This window comes from Streptococcus sp. HMSC074B11, from assembly GCF_001808705.1.
In the GTDB taxonomy this organism is placed as follows: Bacteria; Bacillota; Bacilli; order Lactobacillales; family Streptococcaceae; genus Streptococcus.
Map to the genome: position 1 here is coordinate 184,163 of NZ_KV794273.1, position 15,797 is coordinate 199,959.

At 39.5% G+C, this 15,797-nt stretch carries 15 protein-coding genes; 5 read left to right on the forward strand and 10 right to left on the reverse strand.

What is annotated here, in order from left to right; genetic code table 11:
* Positions 1–127: 127 nt before the first annotated feature.
* Positions 128–886, reverse strand: coding sequence for a triose-phosphate isomerase (gene tpiA, locus HMPREF2619_RS05835; RefSeq protein WP_000087887.1), 759 nt, complete (start codon positions 884–886; stop codon positions 128–130).
* 117 nt (positions 887–1,003) lie between these two features.
* The gene (rlmD, locus tag HMPREF2619_RS05840) at positions 1,004–2,371 is read right to left on the reverse strand and encodes a 23S rRNA (uracil(1939)-C(5))-methyltransferase RlmD (protein ID WP_070459939.1); all 1,368 of its coding nucleotides are present in this window, start codon (positions 2,369–2,371) and stop codon (positions 1,004–1,006) included.
* A 55-nt stretch (positions 2,372–2,426) separates the two neighbouring features.
* Between rlmD and HMPREF2619_RS05845 the strand changes: the two genes are divergently transcribed.
* The 3 genes from HMPREF2619_RS05845 (at position 2,427) to HMPREF2619_RS05855 (ending at position 4,608) form a co-directional block, all read left to right on the forward strand.
* The gene (locus HMPREF2619_RS05845) at positions 2,427–3,200 is read left to right on the forward strand and encodes an aminoglycoside 3'-phosphotransferase (RefSeq protein WP_070459942.1); all 774 of its coding nucleotides are present in this window, start codon (positions 2,427–2,429) and stop codon (positions 3,198–3,200) included.
* Between the two features lie 9 nt (positions 3,201–3,209).
* Positions 3,210–3,986 (forward strand): recombination regulator RecX, encoded by a 777-nt coding sequence (gene recX / locus HMPREF2619_RS05850; RefSeq protein WP_070459945.1) that lies wholly within the window; start codon positions 3,210–3,212, stop codon positions 3,984–3,986.
* An 88-nt stretch (positions 3,987–4,074) separates the two neighbouring features.
* On the forward strand, positions 4,075–4,608 hold the full coding sequence (locus HMPREF2619_RS05855) for a nucleoside tri-diphosphate phosphatase (protein ID WP_000775325.1): 534 nt from the start codon (positions 4,075–4,077) through the stop codon (positions 4,606–4,608).
* A gap of 265 nt (positions 4,609–4,873) precedes the next feature.
* Here HMPREF2619_RS05855 and HMPREF2619_RS05860 read toward each other — a convergent pair whose 3' ends face one another.
* The 5 genes from HMPREF2619_RS05860 to HMPREF2619_RS05880 form a co-directional block, all read right to left on the reverse strand.
* Entirely contained in the window at positions 4,874–5,641 is a 768-nt protein-coding gene (locus tag HMPREF2619_RS05860; protein ID WP_006154672.1) for an epoxyqueuosine reductase QueH, read from the reverse strand.
* 67 nt (positions 5,642–5,708) lie between these two features.
* Entirely contained in the window at positions 5,709–6,908 is a 1,200-nt protein-coding gene (locus HMPREF2619_RS05865; RefSeq protein ID WP_070459948.1) for an MFS transporter, read from the reverse strand.
* 223 nt (positions 6,909–7,131) lie between these two features.
* Entirely contained in the window at positions 7,132–8,475 is a 1,344-nt protein-coding gene (gene asnS, locus HMPREF2619_RS05870) for an asparagine--tRNA ligase (protein ID WP_083279616.1), read from the reverse strand.
* Positions 8,476–8,624: 149 nt separating this feature from the next.
* The gene (locus HMPREF2619_RS05875; RefSeq protein WP_070459950.1) at positions 8,625–9,803 is read right to left on the reverse strand and encodes a pyridoxal phosphate-dependent aminotransferase; all 1,179 of its coding nucleotides are present in this window, start codon (positions 9,801–9,803) and stop codon (positions 8,625–8,627) included.
* Positions 9,800–10,288 carry a cell wall elongation regulator TseB-like domain-containing protein gene (locus HMPREF2619_RS05880; RefSeq protein ID WP_070459953.1) on the reverse strand — a complete coding sequence of 163 codons (489 nt, stop codon included), beginning with the start codon at positions 10,286–10,288 and terminating at the stop codon, positions 9,800–9,802. Before HMPREF2619_RS05880 ends, HMPREF2619_RS05875 begins: the two co-directional genes overlap by 4 nt.
* A gap of 261 nt (positions 10,289–10,549) precedes the next feature.
* On the opposite strand from HMPREF2619_RS05880, the gene HMPREF2619_RS05885 reads away from it, so the two are divergent.
* The gene (locus tag HMPREF2619_RS05885; protein WP_070459956.1) at positions 10,550–11,098 is read left to right on the forward strand and encodes an NADPH-dependent FMN reductase; all 549 of its coding nucleotides are present in this window, start codon (positions 10,550–10,552) and stop codon (positions 11,096–11,098) included.
* A 49-nt stretch (positions 11,099–11,147) separates the two neighbouring features.
* On the opposite strand, the gene HMPREF2619_RS05890 is transcribed toward HMPREF2619_RS05885, so the two are convergent.
* Positions 11,148–12,338 (reverse strand): O-antigen ligase family protein, encoded by a 1,191-nt coding sequence (locus HMPREF2619_RS05890; protein ID WP_000835674.1) that lies wholly within the window; start codon positions 12,336–12,338, stop codon positions 11,148–11,150.
* 210 nt (positions 12,339–12,548) lie between these two features.
* Here HMPREF2619_RS05890 and birA point away from each other — a divergent pair, with 210 nt between their 5' ends.
* Complete coding sequence (gene birA, locus HMPREF2619_RS05895; RefSeq protein WP_070459959.1) at positions 12,549–13,484, forward strand: bifunctional biotin--[acetyl-CoA-carboxylase] ligase/biotin operon repressor BirA; 936 nt, start codon at positions 12,549–12,551, stop codon at positions 13,482–13,484.
* A gap of 54 nt (positions 13,485–13,538) precedes the next feature.
* Here birA and HMPREF2619_RS05900 read toward each other — a convergent pair whose 3' ends face one another.
* The gene (locus tag HMPREF2619_RS05900; protein WP_045763559.1) at positions 13,539–14,729 is read right to left on the reverse strand and encodes an acetate kinase; all 1,191 of its coding nucleotides are present in this window, start codon (positions 14,727–14,729) and stop codon (positions 13,539–13,541) included.
* A gap of 50 nt (positions 14,730–14,779) precedes the next feature.
* Positions 14,780–15,733: a class I SAM-dependent methyltransferase gene (locus tag HMPREF2619_RS05905; RefSeq protein ID WP_070459962.1), complete on the reverse strand. Its 954-nt coding sequence runs from the start codon at positions 15,731–15,733 to the stop codon at positions 14,780–14,782.
* Positions 15,734–15,797 lie beyond the last annotated feature (64 nt).

Below are 15,797 nucleotides of genomic sequence, written 5' to 3' on the forward strand. Positions count from 1 at the left end.
TTGCTCTTTGATTTTCATTGAGTATAAAATGCAGAAAAGAGCGTGCTTTCGCACGCCTTTTTACTAAAAAGAAGACAGGCAGCCAAAACCTCGAGAGGGGGAACTGTCTGTCTCAGATATTTAAGGCTTATTTTACAAAGTCAAGCAATGCCAAGAAGCTTTCTGGGTCAAGTGATGCACCACCAACAAGAGCTCCGTCAACGTCTGGACAAGCCATGTATTCAGCAACGTTTTCAGGTTTAACTGAACCACCGTATTGAACACGTACTTTGTCAGCTACTTCTTGACCGAAGTCAGCAGCTACAACGTCACGAACAACTTTACACATTTTTTGTGCATCGTCTTGTGAAGCTGATTTACCAGTACCGATAGCCCAGATTGGCTCGTATGCGATAACTGTTGAAGCTACTTGTTCTGCAGTCAATCCAGCAAGAGCAGCAGAAACTTGAGCACCTACGAATTCTGCTGCTTTACCAGCTTCGTAAGTTTCAAGGCTTTCACCACAACAGATGATTGGAAGCATACCGTTTGCAAAGATTGCTTTTGCTTTTTTGTTGATATCTTCGTCTGTTTCGTGGAAGTAGTCACGACGTTCTGAGTGACCGATAACAACGTAGTCAGTACCGATTTCTTTCAAAACTTGTGGGCTAGTTTCACCAGTGAAAGCACCAGCATTTTCAAAGTAGCAGTTTTGAGCAGCAACTTTAAGGTTTGAACCTTTAGCAGCAGCAAGCACAGTTGTCAAATCAAGAGCTGGAGCTGCGATACCTGCTTCAACAAGGTCTGCTGAAGGAAGTTTTGATGCTACAGCTTCAACGAATGCTTTTGCTTCTTCTGGGTTTTTGTTCATTTTCCAGTTCCCAGCGATAAATGGTTTACGTGACATTTCACATACCTCTTTTTTCATTTTATTTTCTACTTATTTTATCATATTTAAAGATAGCTTGCAAATCTTACTCTGTAACTAGAAGTCTTCTTTTCAAAAACTTTCCAGTTACCGTTTTTATCTAGAAGCTCGCTTTCTCCTGGTTAATTTGACCACTGCTTCTGTCCTAGCCGTGTGTGGAAACATATCAACAGATTGGATATAGTGTAGATCATAGACCTCTACCAGACGGACTAAATCACGCGCCAAGGTAGACACATTGCAGGAAACATAGACCATCTTTTCAGGAGCATACTTGACAATAGTATCCAAGAGCTTGTCATCTAAACCTGTACGTGGCGGGTCCACAATCAAAGCATCTGCACGATAGCCTTCCTTGTACCAACGGGGAATAATTTCTTCTGCAGTTCCTGCTTCATAGTGAGTATTGGTATAACCCATGCGCTTAGCATTTTCTTTGGCATCCTCAATAGCTTCTGGAATAATATCCATCCCTCTCAAGCTTTTGACTTTCTTAGCAAAGGCAAAACCAATGGTTCCAACACCACAATAGGCATCAATCAGATGGTCATTCTCATTTACGTCCAAAGCTTTCACAGCTTCACTATAGAGGATCTCAGTCTGTTCAGGATTGAGCTGGTAAAAAGCTCGAGGTGAAAGAGAAAACTCATAGTCTAATACACCCTCGCCTATACTATCCTGCCCCCAAATAATCTCTGTCTTGGCCCCATAAATCTCAGAAGTTTTGGCAGTATTGGTATTGACTGCGATAGTCACTACTTCAGGATAATCCTTGACTAGGTCTGTCACAAATTGAGTCAGATTTAATTGGCGATTAGTCACAATGATAATCTGAACTTGCCCAGTTTTCCGTGCGCGACGAACCATGATGGTCCGAACACCCAGAATTTTCCGTTCATCTGTAATAGGAATTTGATGATAGGTCAAGAGTTCAGCAATGCGATTAGCAATAGCTTGCGTCTCCTTGTCTTGAACCAGGCAGTCCTTTAATTCAACCAGATAATGCGAATTTTGAGCATATAATCCTGCCTTGACCTGACCTTTAAATTTCCGCGTTTGAAATTGCAGTTTAGCTCGATAATACTTTGGTTTTTGCATACCAATAGTTGGTCTGATCTCATAGTTTTCGTAACCTGCAGGCGCAAATTTTTTCAGAGCTTGATGGAGAAGGTCCGTTTTGAACTCTAGTTGCTTATCATAATGCAGGTGCATGATTTGACAACCTCCACACTCATTATAAATAGTACAGTCTGGTACCACTCGAAACTTAGATTTTTTATGGACCTCAAGCAGTTTGGCCTCAACGTAGTTACGTTTGACAGAAGTCACCTGACAATAGATATCTTCACCCTTGAGGGCACCTGGAACAAAAACAAGGGTTTTCTGGTAAAAACCGATTCCCTCTCCGTTAATCCCCATACGCTTGATTTTTAATGGAATTTTTTGTTTGACTTTAAGACTCATAAGTCTATTATACCACGTAGTTTCTCAATGTTTAAGAATATGTTACAATAAAACCATGAATACAAAGATATCTTTTTCCTCATTGGATTTTCCTGAGCAATTACGAACTTATATAGAGGGGACAAGCCTCTCTGACAGCTCTTCTCATTCAGGCGCAAGGGTCCTTTATCTTGACTCAGGTTACTATTTAAAAATAGATCAAAAGGGAAGATTAAAGCGAGAAGCTAGCATTGCAAGGTGGTTTGAAATCAAAGGACTGGGAACTCCAGTTATCCACTATCTATCTACAGATAAAGACTACCTCCTGACTAAAGAGGCTATTGGTCATGATGCTCTCGCTTTTTTAGATCAGCCAGAAAAAATCTGCCGAACCTTGGCCGAGGCTCTTAAAAAGCTTCACAACTTAAACCCACAAAATTTTCCATCAGAAAATCATTTACAGACCTATAAAGACAGAGCCTTTAAAAACTATGAAAAAGGGGAGTTCTATGCCAAGGCACTCCTACCCCAATTCCAGATTAACAGTCGCGAAGAGGCCTTCCAACTCATCCAAGAACAAGGGCACCTTCTAGAAACAGAGGCCTTTATTCACGGGGACGCCTGTCTACCGAACTTTATTCTAAAAGATGCTAGCCATTTCTCTTGCTTCATTGATCTTGGTTCGGCTGATTTCAGTGATCGGCATATCGATCTCTTTTGGGTAATTTGGTCCCTCAATTACAACTTAAAAGACCCCAAATATGCTGAACTATTTCTCGACTATTACGGGAGAGAGCTGGTTGATAGCAACAAACTTCGACTCGTTGCTGCCTTTGAAGCATTTGGGTAAGAGGAAAATATGAAAATCACAAAACTTGAAAAGAAAAAAAGACTCTATCTGCTCGAACTTGATAGCGACCAAACCTGCTACATTACAGAGGATACCATTGTTCGCTTTATGTTGACAAAAGGGAAAGAGATATCAGCTGAGGAACTAACTGAGATTCAATCCTTTGCGCAATTTTCCTACAGTAAAAATCTAGCTCTCTACCACTTATCCTTCAAGGCCCGTACTGAAAAAGAAGTTAGAGATTATCTTGCCAAACATGAAATTGATGAGAAAATCATTCCCCAAGTCATTCAGTCTCTAAAGGACGACAACTGGATCAATGACCGCCAATATGCACAAGCTATCATCAATTCCAATCAGCTTTCAGGAGATAAGGGAAGCTATATGCTGATGCAGAAGATTTCTCAAAAAGGCGTTGCTAAGGCCGTTATCCAAGAAGTCTTACAAGAATTTGATATGACGGAAGTCGCAGAGCGTACAGCTGAAAAACTATTGAAAAAATATCAGGGTAAATTGCCTGCTCGCGCTCTACAAGACAAGATAATCCAAAATCTTACCAACAAAGGATTTTCCTACCCAGAAGCTAAAACAGCCTTTGACCAACTGGATAGCCAGATAGAAGAGGAAACCGTTCAGGAACTAATCTTTAAAGAGTTGGATAAGCAATATCGGAAATATTCGCGTAAGTATGAAGGATACGAACTCAAGCAGCGTTTGACCCAAGTTTTAGCACGAAAAGGCTATGATTTTTCGGATATAGCCAGCGCTCTAAGAGAATATCTTTAATTTTTTCATAAAAAAACTAAGAACTTTAAACAAAAATGTGATACAATAGTAAACGATAAACTTATAAATTGTAGAAAGTTGGTTAGTTATGAAACTTCCAAAAGAAGGCGACTTTATTACAATTCAAAGTTATAAGCATGATGGGAGTCTCCACCGTACTTGGCGGGACACCATGGTACTAAAAACAACAGAGAACGCTATTATCGGCGTCAACGACCACACACTTGTTACCGAAAGTGACGGTCGTCGTTGGGTAACTCGAGAACCGGCTATTGTTTACTTTCACAAGAAATATTGGTTTAATATTATCGCTATGATTCGTGAAAATGGTATCTCCTACTACTGCAATATGGCTAGTCCTTACTATCTGGATGAAGAAGCTTTAAAATACATTGACTATGATTTGGATGTTAAAGTTTTTACAGATGGTGAGAAACGCCTCTTGGACGTTGAGGAGTATGAACGACACAAGCGAAAAATGAAGTATTCTTCTGATCTAGACTATATTCTGAAAGAGCATGTTAAGATTCTTGTTGATTGGATTAACAATGAGCGAGGTCCTTTCTCAGAAGCCTATGTCAACATTTGGTACAAACGCTACGTAGAACTAAAGAATCGGTAAAGTTGTCAGAGGTCAGGATTAAAATCCTGACCTCGTTTTTTGGTTTTCAACAAGCCTTTGAGTAGCGACTAATTGAACTGTTTATCAGCCTTCTAAATCCCAAAAAGCTCCTTTGAACAAAACTTCATTTTTATCCACAAATCTTAAGTCTCAACTGATTTATTGAAGTCTCGCAAGTCATAGGCTAGGAATTTAAAGATTGATCCATCTATTTCTATCCCAGTACATTTTAGCAAAAAACCTGCCTAATGTGGCAGGTTTTCGTTTAAATGTCTAACTTCGTAACAGTGAACTTGATATGCGAATAATCTTTTTCGATATCCTTATCTACCATAAAGGCGGTTGCATCCTTCTTGACCTGTACCAAGTCAATATTCTGTGCTTGAGCGGCATAGACACAGCCACAGTAGCATTGGCGATAAATGTCATACTCTTCACACATTTCTACAGAGCGTTTATAGCCTTGATTTTTCTTAAAGTCGCTCGGAAGATAATGAGTTGTGTAGATTTTCTGCACATCAATCCCGATACTATTGATGGTTTGCGAATTTTTGTGAGGACTGATAGTCAGGGCAGAACCGAAGTAATCAAATCCTAAGTCCATAGCCACCTGCGCTGTCTTATCCAGACGATAGTCAAAACAAACCTTGCAACGATCGCCACCTTCAGGTTCTTCTTCCAAACCTCGAACCAGTTTACGGTATTCATTGGGTTCATAGGGTGCTTCTAGATATTGGACCTTGTTGCCAGTTCGTTCATTGAAATCACTGACAAACTTTTTTGTCACATAGGCACGCTTGTGATACTCAGCTTTAGGATGGATATTTGAATTAGCAAAATAAATAGTTACATCTGCATACTTGGTCAAATACTCTAAAGTATAGGTGCTACAAGGAGCACAACAGACGTGCATGAGAATGGTTGGTCTTTCTTCATTTTTTTCCCAAACTTGAACCATCTTTTGCATGACTCGATCATAGTTGATCTTTTGATTGGGATTCATCTTACTTAGAATTTCTTCTACATCGATCATACTCTTCTCCTTTTCCTCTTGCTATTGTACCACAGGATGATCCTTTGGGCAAATAGGTTTTCGTGATTTACTCAGTTTTTAAGTCCTTATCTAATAGCTTGCCCATCCTTGTCAGACTGATTATTAATATAGGATAAATTAAAAGCAAGATAAGACCTAGAACTAAAAAGACTGCTACAAGACCCCAACGATCAATCATCCAGCCTGTCAGTGGAAATATGACAATCATGGAAAGACTAAAGAGCATGGAATTGATACTAAGCATAGTTGCTCTTACACTGGAAGGTAAATAACCTTGTAAGTCATTGAAATAGATCGGCTGATAAACTGCATAAAGTGTATCAGTTAAAAGATATACAAGAAGAAAAGCAAAGGGGGTTCCTAAAAACACCAACAACAAGGCCAAGCCCGTTAGTGCAACAAGAGTCGGAAAAACTCGATTACTATTCCATTTTTTACCGATTTGACTAGCTACATAAACAGCTATAAGATTTAACCCACTACCAATAAGCATAACCAGTGAAACCTGCCATCCTGCTAAGTCACTTATTTTCTGCTGATAATAAAAGTAAAACATACACATGAGTGTCCCTATTAGCTGATAAGTCAGCATCCAGTAAAAGAGTACTGGTTTTTCCTGCCATTCTTTACGAACTTGTTGGACAATCATTTTAAAGGTTAAGACTTCATTTTTCTCTCTCTTAGCCATTGGTTCTTTCATCAAATAAATCAAGATTATAGAAAGAAAAGATAATCCAATAGCAATCAGATAGGTCCAAGCCAATGCTCCATGAATAAAGAAGCCTGCCATAACTGTACCTAGGGTTCGGGTGACTTCTGCCACACCAGACAAAAAACTAGAAATCTGAAGATATCGGTCCTTTTGACCCGCTTCAACCGCCGAATCATATAAGAAAGCGATACTGGTACCCGAGTCAAAATTGTAGGACCAAGCATTAACCATCATGGCAATCGCATACATCCAAAAATTCCCCTGACCAAACAAAATCAACATAGAGGACACAATACTGGCCAAGCGAGCCAAATAGAGATTGGTCTTGTAGCTAAATCGATCGGCCAACATACCAGATGGGATTTCACATAAGAGACTTGTCCCATGAAAGATACTCTCTAATAGACCGATTTGAAGCAAGGAAAGACCATTCTGAATGAAAAATAAAATCCAAAAACTAGTGATTCCAAAATAAGATGTAAATTCCAGACCTGCTAGGAGTGGAATATTGCGTTTGTAAGTTCTTTTAAACATTGTTTTCTCTCTTTCAATATGTAATATGATTGTTTCTAAAAGACTTACTGAGATTTGCCTACATTTTCTCCACCTCTTTCATTTAAAGTAATACTCAATGAAAATCAAAGAGCAAACTAGGAAGCTAGCCGCAGTCTGTACTTGAGTACGGCAAGGTGAAGCTGACGTAGTTTGAAGAGATTTTCGAAGAGTATAAAAACGCCAGACGGCGTTTTTATGGCTATTAAGGTTTGATACGGTGCAACATACGTGGGAATGGAATGGCTTCACGGATGTGTTTTGTACCTGCTGCAAAAGTCACCATACGCTCGATACCGATACCAAATCCACCGTGTGGTACTGTACCGTATTTACGAAGGTCAAGGTAGAATTCATACTCTGTACGATCCATACCAAGCTCTTCCATCTTAGCCACAAGGGCATCGTAGTCTTCCTCACGCATTGAACCACCGATGATTTCTCCGTAACCTTCTGGTGCAAGCAAGTCTGCACAAAGCACACGCTCTGGATTTCCAGGAACTGGTTTCATGTAGAAGGCCTTGATGGCTGCTGGGTAGTTCATGACAAATGTTGGTACACCAAAGTGGTTTGAGATCCAAGTTTCGTGTGGTGAACCAAAGTCATCACCATGTTCAAGATGCTCGTAGTCAGCGTCTTCATCATTTTCATGCTCTTGCAAGAGGTCAATGGCTTGATCGTAAGTGATGCGTTTGAATGGCTCTGCAATGTAGCGTTTCAAAAGCTCAGTGTCACGTTCCAATGTTTCCAAGGCTTGAGGAGCACGATCAAGAACACCTTGAAGCAATGCTTTTACATAAGCTTCTTGCAAGTCAAGTGACTCATCGTGTGTCAAGTATGAGTACTCCGCATCCATCATCCAGAATTCAGTCAAGTGACGACGAGTTTTAGATTTTTCAGCACGGAATACTGGACCAAAGTCAAAGACACGACCAAGAGCCATAGCCCCAGCTTCAAGATAAAGCTGACCAGATTGGCTCAAGTAGGCTGGTGTTCCAAAGTAGTCAGTTTCAAAAAGTTCTGTAGAATCTTCTGCCGCATTTCCTGAAAGAATTGGGCTATCAAACTTCATAAAGCCGTTCTTGTCGAAGAACTCATAAGTTGCATAGATGATGGCATTACGAATTTGCATGACAGCGACTTGCTTACGAGAACGAAGCCACAAGTGACGGTTGTCCATCAAGAAGTCTGTTCCATGTTCTTTTGGAGTGATTGGGTAATCTTGAGATTCACCGATTACTTCGATGTCTGTAATATCCAACTCGTAACCAAATTTAGAACGTTCGTCTTCTTTGACAATCCCTGTCACAAAAACAGATGTTTCTTGGCTTAGGCGTTTGATGGTGTCAAATTTTTCAAGACCTACTTCTTCTCCAAATTTTTCGATAAAGTTTGGTTTAAAAGCTACACCTTGGAAAAAGGCAGTCCCGTCACGCAATTGTAAGAAGGCAATTTTCCCTTTTCCAGATTTGTTGGCAACCCAAGCACCGATAGTGACTTCTTGACCAACGTAATCTTTTACTTCGATAATTGTTACACGTTTTGTCATCATTTATCTTCCTTTTTTTGTTTAACTTGTCTAAAGACATTATTACCCACTATTGTACCACAAATAATGCCTGATAGCTAGATTCTATCAGAGAAAAATCTCAGGTTTTATCCAAAAAAATCTCCGTCAAGACGACGAAGATCTTATTTTTATTTATCCATAAATCGATGCAAACGACGAATGGCTTCCTTAAGAGTTTCCAAGTCTGTCGCATAACTGAGACGAACATTCTCTGGTGCTCCAAATCCAGCACCTGTAATCAAGGCCAGACCAACTTCCTCAAGGATAGCCGTTGTAAATGCTGTTACATCGGTATAACTTTTCATCTCCATAGCCTTTTTAACATTTGGGAAGAGATAGAAAGCTCCTTGTGGTTTGACAACCTCAAAGCCAGGGACTTCACACAAGAGTGGATAGATGGTATTCAAACGTTCTTCAAATGCTTGACGCATAACTTCCACAGAATCTTGCGGTCCAGTTAGCGCTTCAATCGTTGCATATTGAGACACCGCAGTCAAGTTTGAAGTCGTTTGACCTGTTAGTTTACTCATAGCAGCAATGATTTCTGGATCACCTACTGCATAACCCACCCGCCAACCTGTCATGGCATAAGCTTTAGATACACCATTGATGACGATGGTTTGCTTGCGAATGGCTTCTGACAGACTAGAGATTGGAACGAACTCATTCCCGTTATAGACCAAACGACCATAAATATCATCTGCTAGGATGAGAATATCATGTTCAACAGCCCAATTTCCAATGGCTAATAATTCCTCACGAGAATAGATCATCCCAGTCGGATTAGATGGTGAGTTTAGTACCAAGACTTTAGTCTTATCTGTTCGAGCTGCTTTTAATTGCTCCACGGTTACTTTAAAGTGATTGTCTTCTTTGGCTTGGACAAATACTGGAACACCTTCTGCCATCTTAACCTGGTCTCCATAGCTGACCCAATATGGTGTTGGAATAATGACCTCATCGCCTGGATTGACTACAGCCATAAAGAAAGTATAGAGGGAGAACTTGGCACCGGTAGCAAATGTGACCTCATTAGCCGCTACAGAATAACCATAATAACGTTCAAAATAGGTATTGACCGCTGCTTTTAATTCAGGCAAACCTGAAGCTACCGTATAGAAAGAAGCACGTCCATCTCGAATAGCCTCCACAGCAGCATCTTGAATATTTTCAGGAGTATGAAAATCGGGCTGACCTAAAGTTAAGAAAAGAACATCTTTTCCTTCATCCTTTAATTTCTTTGCTCTTGCATCGCTAGCCAAAGTCACACTTTCTTCCATTTCTAAGACACGTTTAGATAATTTCATAGTTTCTCCTTTTCGATTAGGGCACCAGATTCAAAATCCACTAGATAGTAGTCTCCACCAGACTTGATTTCCCAGACGGGTTTATCAGCATACCGTCCAAAGGTAATCGTGTCAATCTCAGTTGCTCCTTTTTCTCTGACAACTGCTTCTGCTTTTTCTTGTGAAGTGCCACTTTCTAGTTGATACACATAGATTTTTTGACTATTTTTCTCAATTAAAACAGCTACTGACTTTTGATTCTTGTCTTGGCCAAGGACACTATAATAGCTCTCTAAACCATTGAAGAAATCAACCTGGCTGACCGTTTCTAGATTCGCATACTGCTTGGCAAGTTTTTCCCCTTCTACCTTCGCTGTCTGATAAGGCTTCATGCTAAGCCACACCAAATAGAGAAAAGAAGAAGTCACAACTAGAGCCAGCAGGGTCAAGCCAATACTGTACTGAAATAATAAGGAATTTTTTTCTTTTTTCTGTCTCATTTTCACTCGTCTATTTTACCATCTATCCAAGTGAATTACAAGTGAATAAAGGAGAAGGATTTGTCTCGGAACTTCTCTTATGACAGAAATATATAACGCTTGAATCATTGATTTCACAGACTTTTCCTAATCTCTACTCCTAAAAATAATCTTGACTATCATCGATTTTTATTTTCTGAGCAGATTTCTTGCAAATGATTCTCTTTTGTTGTAACATTGTTTATAACAACAGAGATAACTTTGATTAAAATCTAAAGGAGACTCCCTATGTCTAAAAAAGTATTATTTATCGTTGGTTCACTTCGTGAAGGTTCTTTCAACCACCAAATGGCGCTAGAAGCTGAAAAAGCTCTTGCAGGTAAAGCTGAGGTTAGCTACCTTGACTACTCAGCAATCCCACTTTTTAATCAAGAACTTGAAGTTCCAACTCTTCCAGCTGTAGCAGCAGCTCGTGAAGCTGTTCTAGCTGCTGATGCTATCTGGATTTTCTCTCCAGTCTACAACTTCTCAATCCCTGGAACAGTGAAAAACTTGCTTGACTGGCTTTCACGCGCAATTGACTTGTCTGATACACGCGGAGCATCTGCTCTTCAAGATAAAATCGTTACTGTATCTTCAGTAGCAAATGCAGGTCATGAACAACTCTTTACAATCTACAAAGACCTCTTGCCATTCATCCGTACACAAGTTGTTGGTGAATTCACTGCAGCTCGTGTCAATGATTCTGCTTGGGCAGATGGCAAATTAGTCCTTGAAGACAGTGTTGCTACTTCCCTAAAACAACAAGCTGAAGACTTGGTTCAAGCTATTCAATAATTGAATGGAAAAAAGATAGTAGAAAATGTTAGTTTCTACTATCTTTTTCTTAATCAACTAATTCATCAATCATACTATGTTTTAGTGGTAAACTACACATCACTAAAAGGAAAATAAAGGATGATTGAAGCCAAAAGAGAGCCAAATCAAAAATTCCGTGCACAGCTACTACTGTCAAGAAAGAGAGGTAAAGTCCAAGGATAGGACGCTTACTAGGTACTTGACTCATATCAATCAACATTCGTACCGGAGTGGCAGAAGCAATCCCCAAGAGAACTGTACCAACAACTCCATAACTCAAAATCGTATCTATATAAATACTATGAGCATGTTCATGATAAGGTGCTCCAATACGAGGGAAAGAGTGCATGTAGGTTAGTGGTCCTTCACCCCAGAATGGATTTTGCTTAAACAAGGCCATTCCAGCATTCCAGATAGAAACACGCTCTTCCATAGATGAATCTAAGGTTCCCATTCGAACACCCAAATCACTTGAAAATAGAAAGGCTAAACCAACCCCAAAAACTCCAATACTAAGCCAGAAAGCACGCCAGTTCTTAATGGTTGTGAAGAGATAAATAATCGCTCCAAAAATAATGGCTGGAAAAGCTGTACGATTCTGCGTAAAGTTTAAACCGAATAAATTAGCAAAGATGGCAATCATAGAAAAGATTCGTAACCACCTTAACTTAGTTGTGCTAATCAGATAAAAACCAATCATGATACAGAAACAACAGATAATTCCATAGTAATTGGGATTAAAGAAGGCAACTTCCGCTCGATTTTGATGCCAAACCTGCATTCTTGGTGAGAGGAAGGTATAATCAAATTTCTTTACAATTTGGAAATGTTCCAAGGCTGCAAAGACTGCTGCCAAGACACTCGAGGCTAAAACTCCTTCAATCGTCAACCTGAAAAATTTAGGAGTCAATTGAGATTGGTAATAGTAAAAGAAGATTGCAAACAGAAACATTGCAACTGAGGCAACTACTCCCATCACATTTTGTGCTAGAAGAGAAATTGCAGTGCTATAGGCAATAAAAAAGAGCAAAACAGGGTGTTGAGACAAACGTTTCAAGATCCCCTTCATCTCCCCAGTATATACTAACCAAAGTAAGTAAGAGATAAAAATAATAACAAAAAGATAAAAAGGGAGAAAAATACTCAGAATAACTCCTAAAAGAAGTCCTTCTTGTTTCGATAAACTTTTTAACTTTTCAATGACACCTATTGATTTCACAACAGATCCTTTCCTTCTGAATATCACATTCAGATAAATAAGCTATTAAAACATTTTACCATTTTTCAAGCGATTTGAAAACCTCTTTACCTCTATACTCCTAACTAAAACTGGGTAAAATTTTATAGTTAGCTAAGATTACTTGAAAATCGCTATCCCTTTTTTAAAAATATGGTACAATAAATCTAATTATTCCAGAAAGGGTCTAGCATGAAATCCTACCAAGAAGTCTATAAAATACTAATTACTGAGACTGATTATCTAAGCGGAGAAAAAATAGCTGAGAGATTAAATCTATCTCGAACTTCCGTATGGAAAGCTATCCAACGTCTCCAGCAAGAGGGACTGGAGATTGACAGTATCAAAAACCGTGGGTATAAACTTCTGGACGGAGACCTTATCTTGCCTGAGGAAATCGAAGCGAATAGTCCCATTACTGTCCAGTTTAAACCCTCAACAAAATCTACCCAAACTGATGCTAAAGAGGCTATGGAAGCTGGTGCCAAAGGGGATAGGCTCTACCTTTCCACTAGCCAAACTATGGGACGTGGCCGTTTTCAACGTCCTTATTATTCTCCAGATAAGGGGGGGATTTACATGTCCCTTCACCTACAACCAAATCTCCCTTATCAGAATCTTCCAGCCTATACACTTCTAACAGCTGGAGCTATCTACAAGGCTATCAAAAACCTTAGTTTAATCGACGTGGATATCAAGTGGGTCAATGACATTTATCTGAACCAGAAAAAAATTGCTGGTATTCTAACAGATGCCATTACCTCTGTCGAAACTGGACTCGTTACAGATGTTATCATTGGGGTCGGGATCAACTTTTCTATCGCTGAATTTCCAAAGAATCTACAAACTAAAGCTGGAAGCTTATTTTCTCAACATACTCCCATTACTCGCAATGAATTAATTGCTGAAATCTGGAAATGTTTCTATGAAACAGAAGCCGATGAACTCCTCTATCTCTATAAAAAACGCTCAATCGTTTTAGGAAAAGAAATTTCCTTCAAGAAGGATCAGGAAATAATCACAGGAAAAGCCTGTGACATCTCTGACCAAGGTCAACTGCAGATAGAATTAGCAAACGGTGAAAAGATTTGGCTCAATAGTGGCGAAGTTTCACTGACTAAATGGTAGTTTTCCTAGATCAAAAAAATCGACCTTTATTATTGAAGGTCGATTTTTGATCTGTTATTTTTTCAAACGTTCAACGTCACGCGCAATGACCAATTCTTCATCCGTTGGAATTACCAGTACACGTACACTTGCTGCATCTGTCGAAATATCTCCGGTTGCACCAAAGACATTTTTCTCTGGATCTACATCACAACCGAACCAAGAAATCCCTGAAATAACATCTTCACGTACATTAGTAGAATTTTCACCGATACCTGCTGTGAAAATAATAGCATCTGCTCCATTTAGAACTGCAAGGTATTGACCAATATGTTTTTGGATACGGTCAACATACATTTCATAAGCCAAAGTAGCATCATGATCTCCTGCATCCATAGCAGCAATTACATCACGCATATCACTAGACTTACCTGAAACACCCATCAACCCTGACTCACGATTGAGGATACGACTGATATCCTCAGGCTTGTTAAAGTCCTCTGTATATTGCATTAAATAAGGAATGATGGCTGGGTCAATATCCCCTGTACGAGTTCCCATCATTACACCACCAAGTGGAGTGAATCCCATTGAGGTATCAACAGATTTCCCACCCTTAACAGCTGTAATAGAAGCACCATTACCGATGTGACAAGTGATTAACTTCAACTCTTCAAGTGGACGGCCCAAGAGTTTTGCTGCTTCTTGAGCAACGTACTGATGGCTAGTTCCATGGGCTCCGTACTTACGAACCTTGTTTTCTGTGTAATATTTTGTTGGTAGAGGATAGCGATAAGCTTTCTCTGGCATTGTTGTATGGAAGGAAGTATCAAAAACAACGACACTCGTAATATCTGGCAATAATTCTTTGAAAGCACGAATACCAGCAGCATTCGCAGGATTGTGCAATGGAGCAAGAAGACCTAACTCTTCAACTTTTTCAATTACATCACCTTCCACGACTGTAGACTCTTTGAAGTACTCTCCTCCTGCAACGACACGGTGTCCAACACCAGTAATTTCATCATAAGATTTAATAATATCAAAACGAATCAAGTCATCAAGCAAGATTTTTACAGCCAAAGTATGGTTGTCAATGTCAAGGACTTGTTGTTCTGAACGACCATCAAATTTAACTGTAGAAATAGAATCTTTCAATCCAATTCGTTCAATCAACCCTTTTGCTAATACTTTTTCTTCTGGCATTTGATAGAGTTGCCATTTCAAGCTAGAGCTTCCAGCGTTAATTGCAATGGTTTTTGTCATAATATTTCCCCTTTTTTTAAGCGTTTTCAACTATTATATCAAAATTTATACTAGATTTCATGTTCTTGGCACCAATTTTGAAAATTTTCCTTAAATTCCAACAAAATTTCAGGATCCCGAAGACTAGTAAGTGGATAAACGAAGGGCTCAAGGCCTTCTCCTGCTTTCTTTCGTAGAACAAAAATAGTCTTAGACTGGGCTCCCTGAGCAAAGAGATCCTCTGGCAAAGCTATGATAGCTACTAATTGAGCCTGTTCAGTGAGCCAAGATTTCAAGAGATCACTCTGAGGACTCGTCAAGAGATTGCTAGGAGCAAGGAATATAGCATAGCCTCCCGTCTTAAGATACTTGAGAGATTGTTCCATTAATAAATGATGAGCGTAAGTATGTTCATCCTCAGCTGCCACTTGGTAACGCGAAGCTATCTGATTATCTGGGTAGTAGCCAACCGGCAGGTCGCTCACAATGATATCACTTTCTTTCAATACATGTGGCCTTACTGCATCACCTTGGACAAAGCCCATTTGAAGATCCATAACTTCCGCTATACTTGCGGCTAGATCAATCAAGAGATCATCTATCTCAATCCCGAGATAGTCTACTTTTTTGTTCATAGATGTCAAGAAGCTAGCACCCAGGATTCCCATCCCAGAGCCCAACTCTAGTAGACTTAAATCTTCAGCAGGCCACAGTTGCTCCATCAGAAAAATCATCAAGTGACCAATCGCGTCTGGGGTAAACTGGTGATTAGCCTGAAGAGGTTCTGTTTGCGCTGCCTTCATTAACAAAAATTGATAGGTCCGTAACCACTCCTCTTTCCGAAGTGCCAATCGTTTTAGGGCCTGGTTATTTTTTTTGACTTGCTCTAGATTGGTTTGACCATCTAGATAAATCCCATTTTGTTCAATCAGGGCATCGTAAAAACTTGTCGCTAAATCGTTTTGAATGATTTGGACGTTTTCCAGTAAATAAGTATATGCTTGTTCAATTTTTTCAAAATCCATACTCCTATCTTATCAAAAATAGTGTTCTTTTTCCAGATTTTCACAATTGTGAAAATGAAAAAAA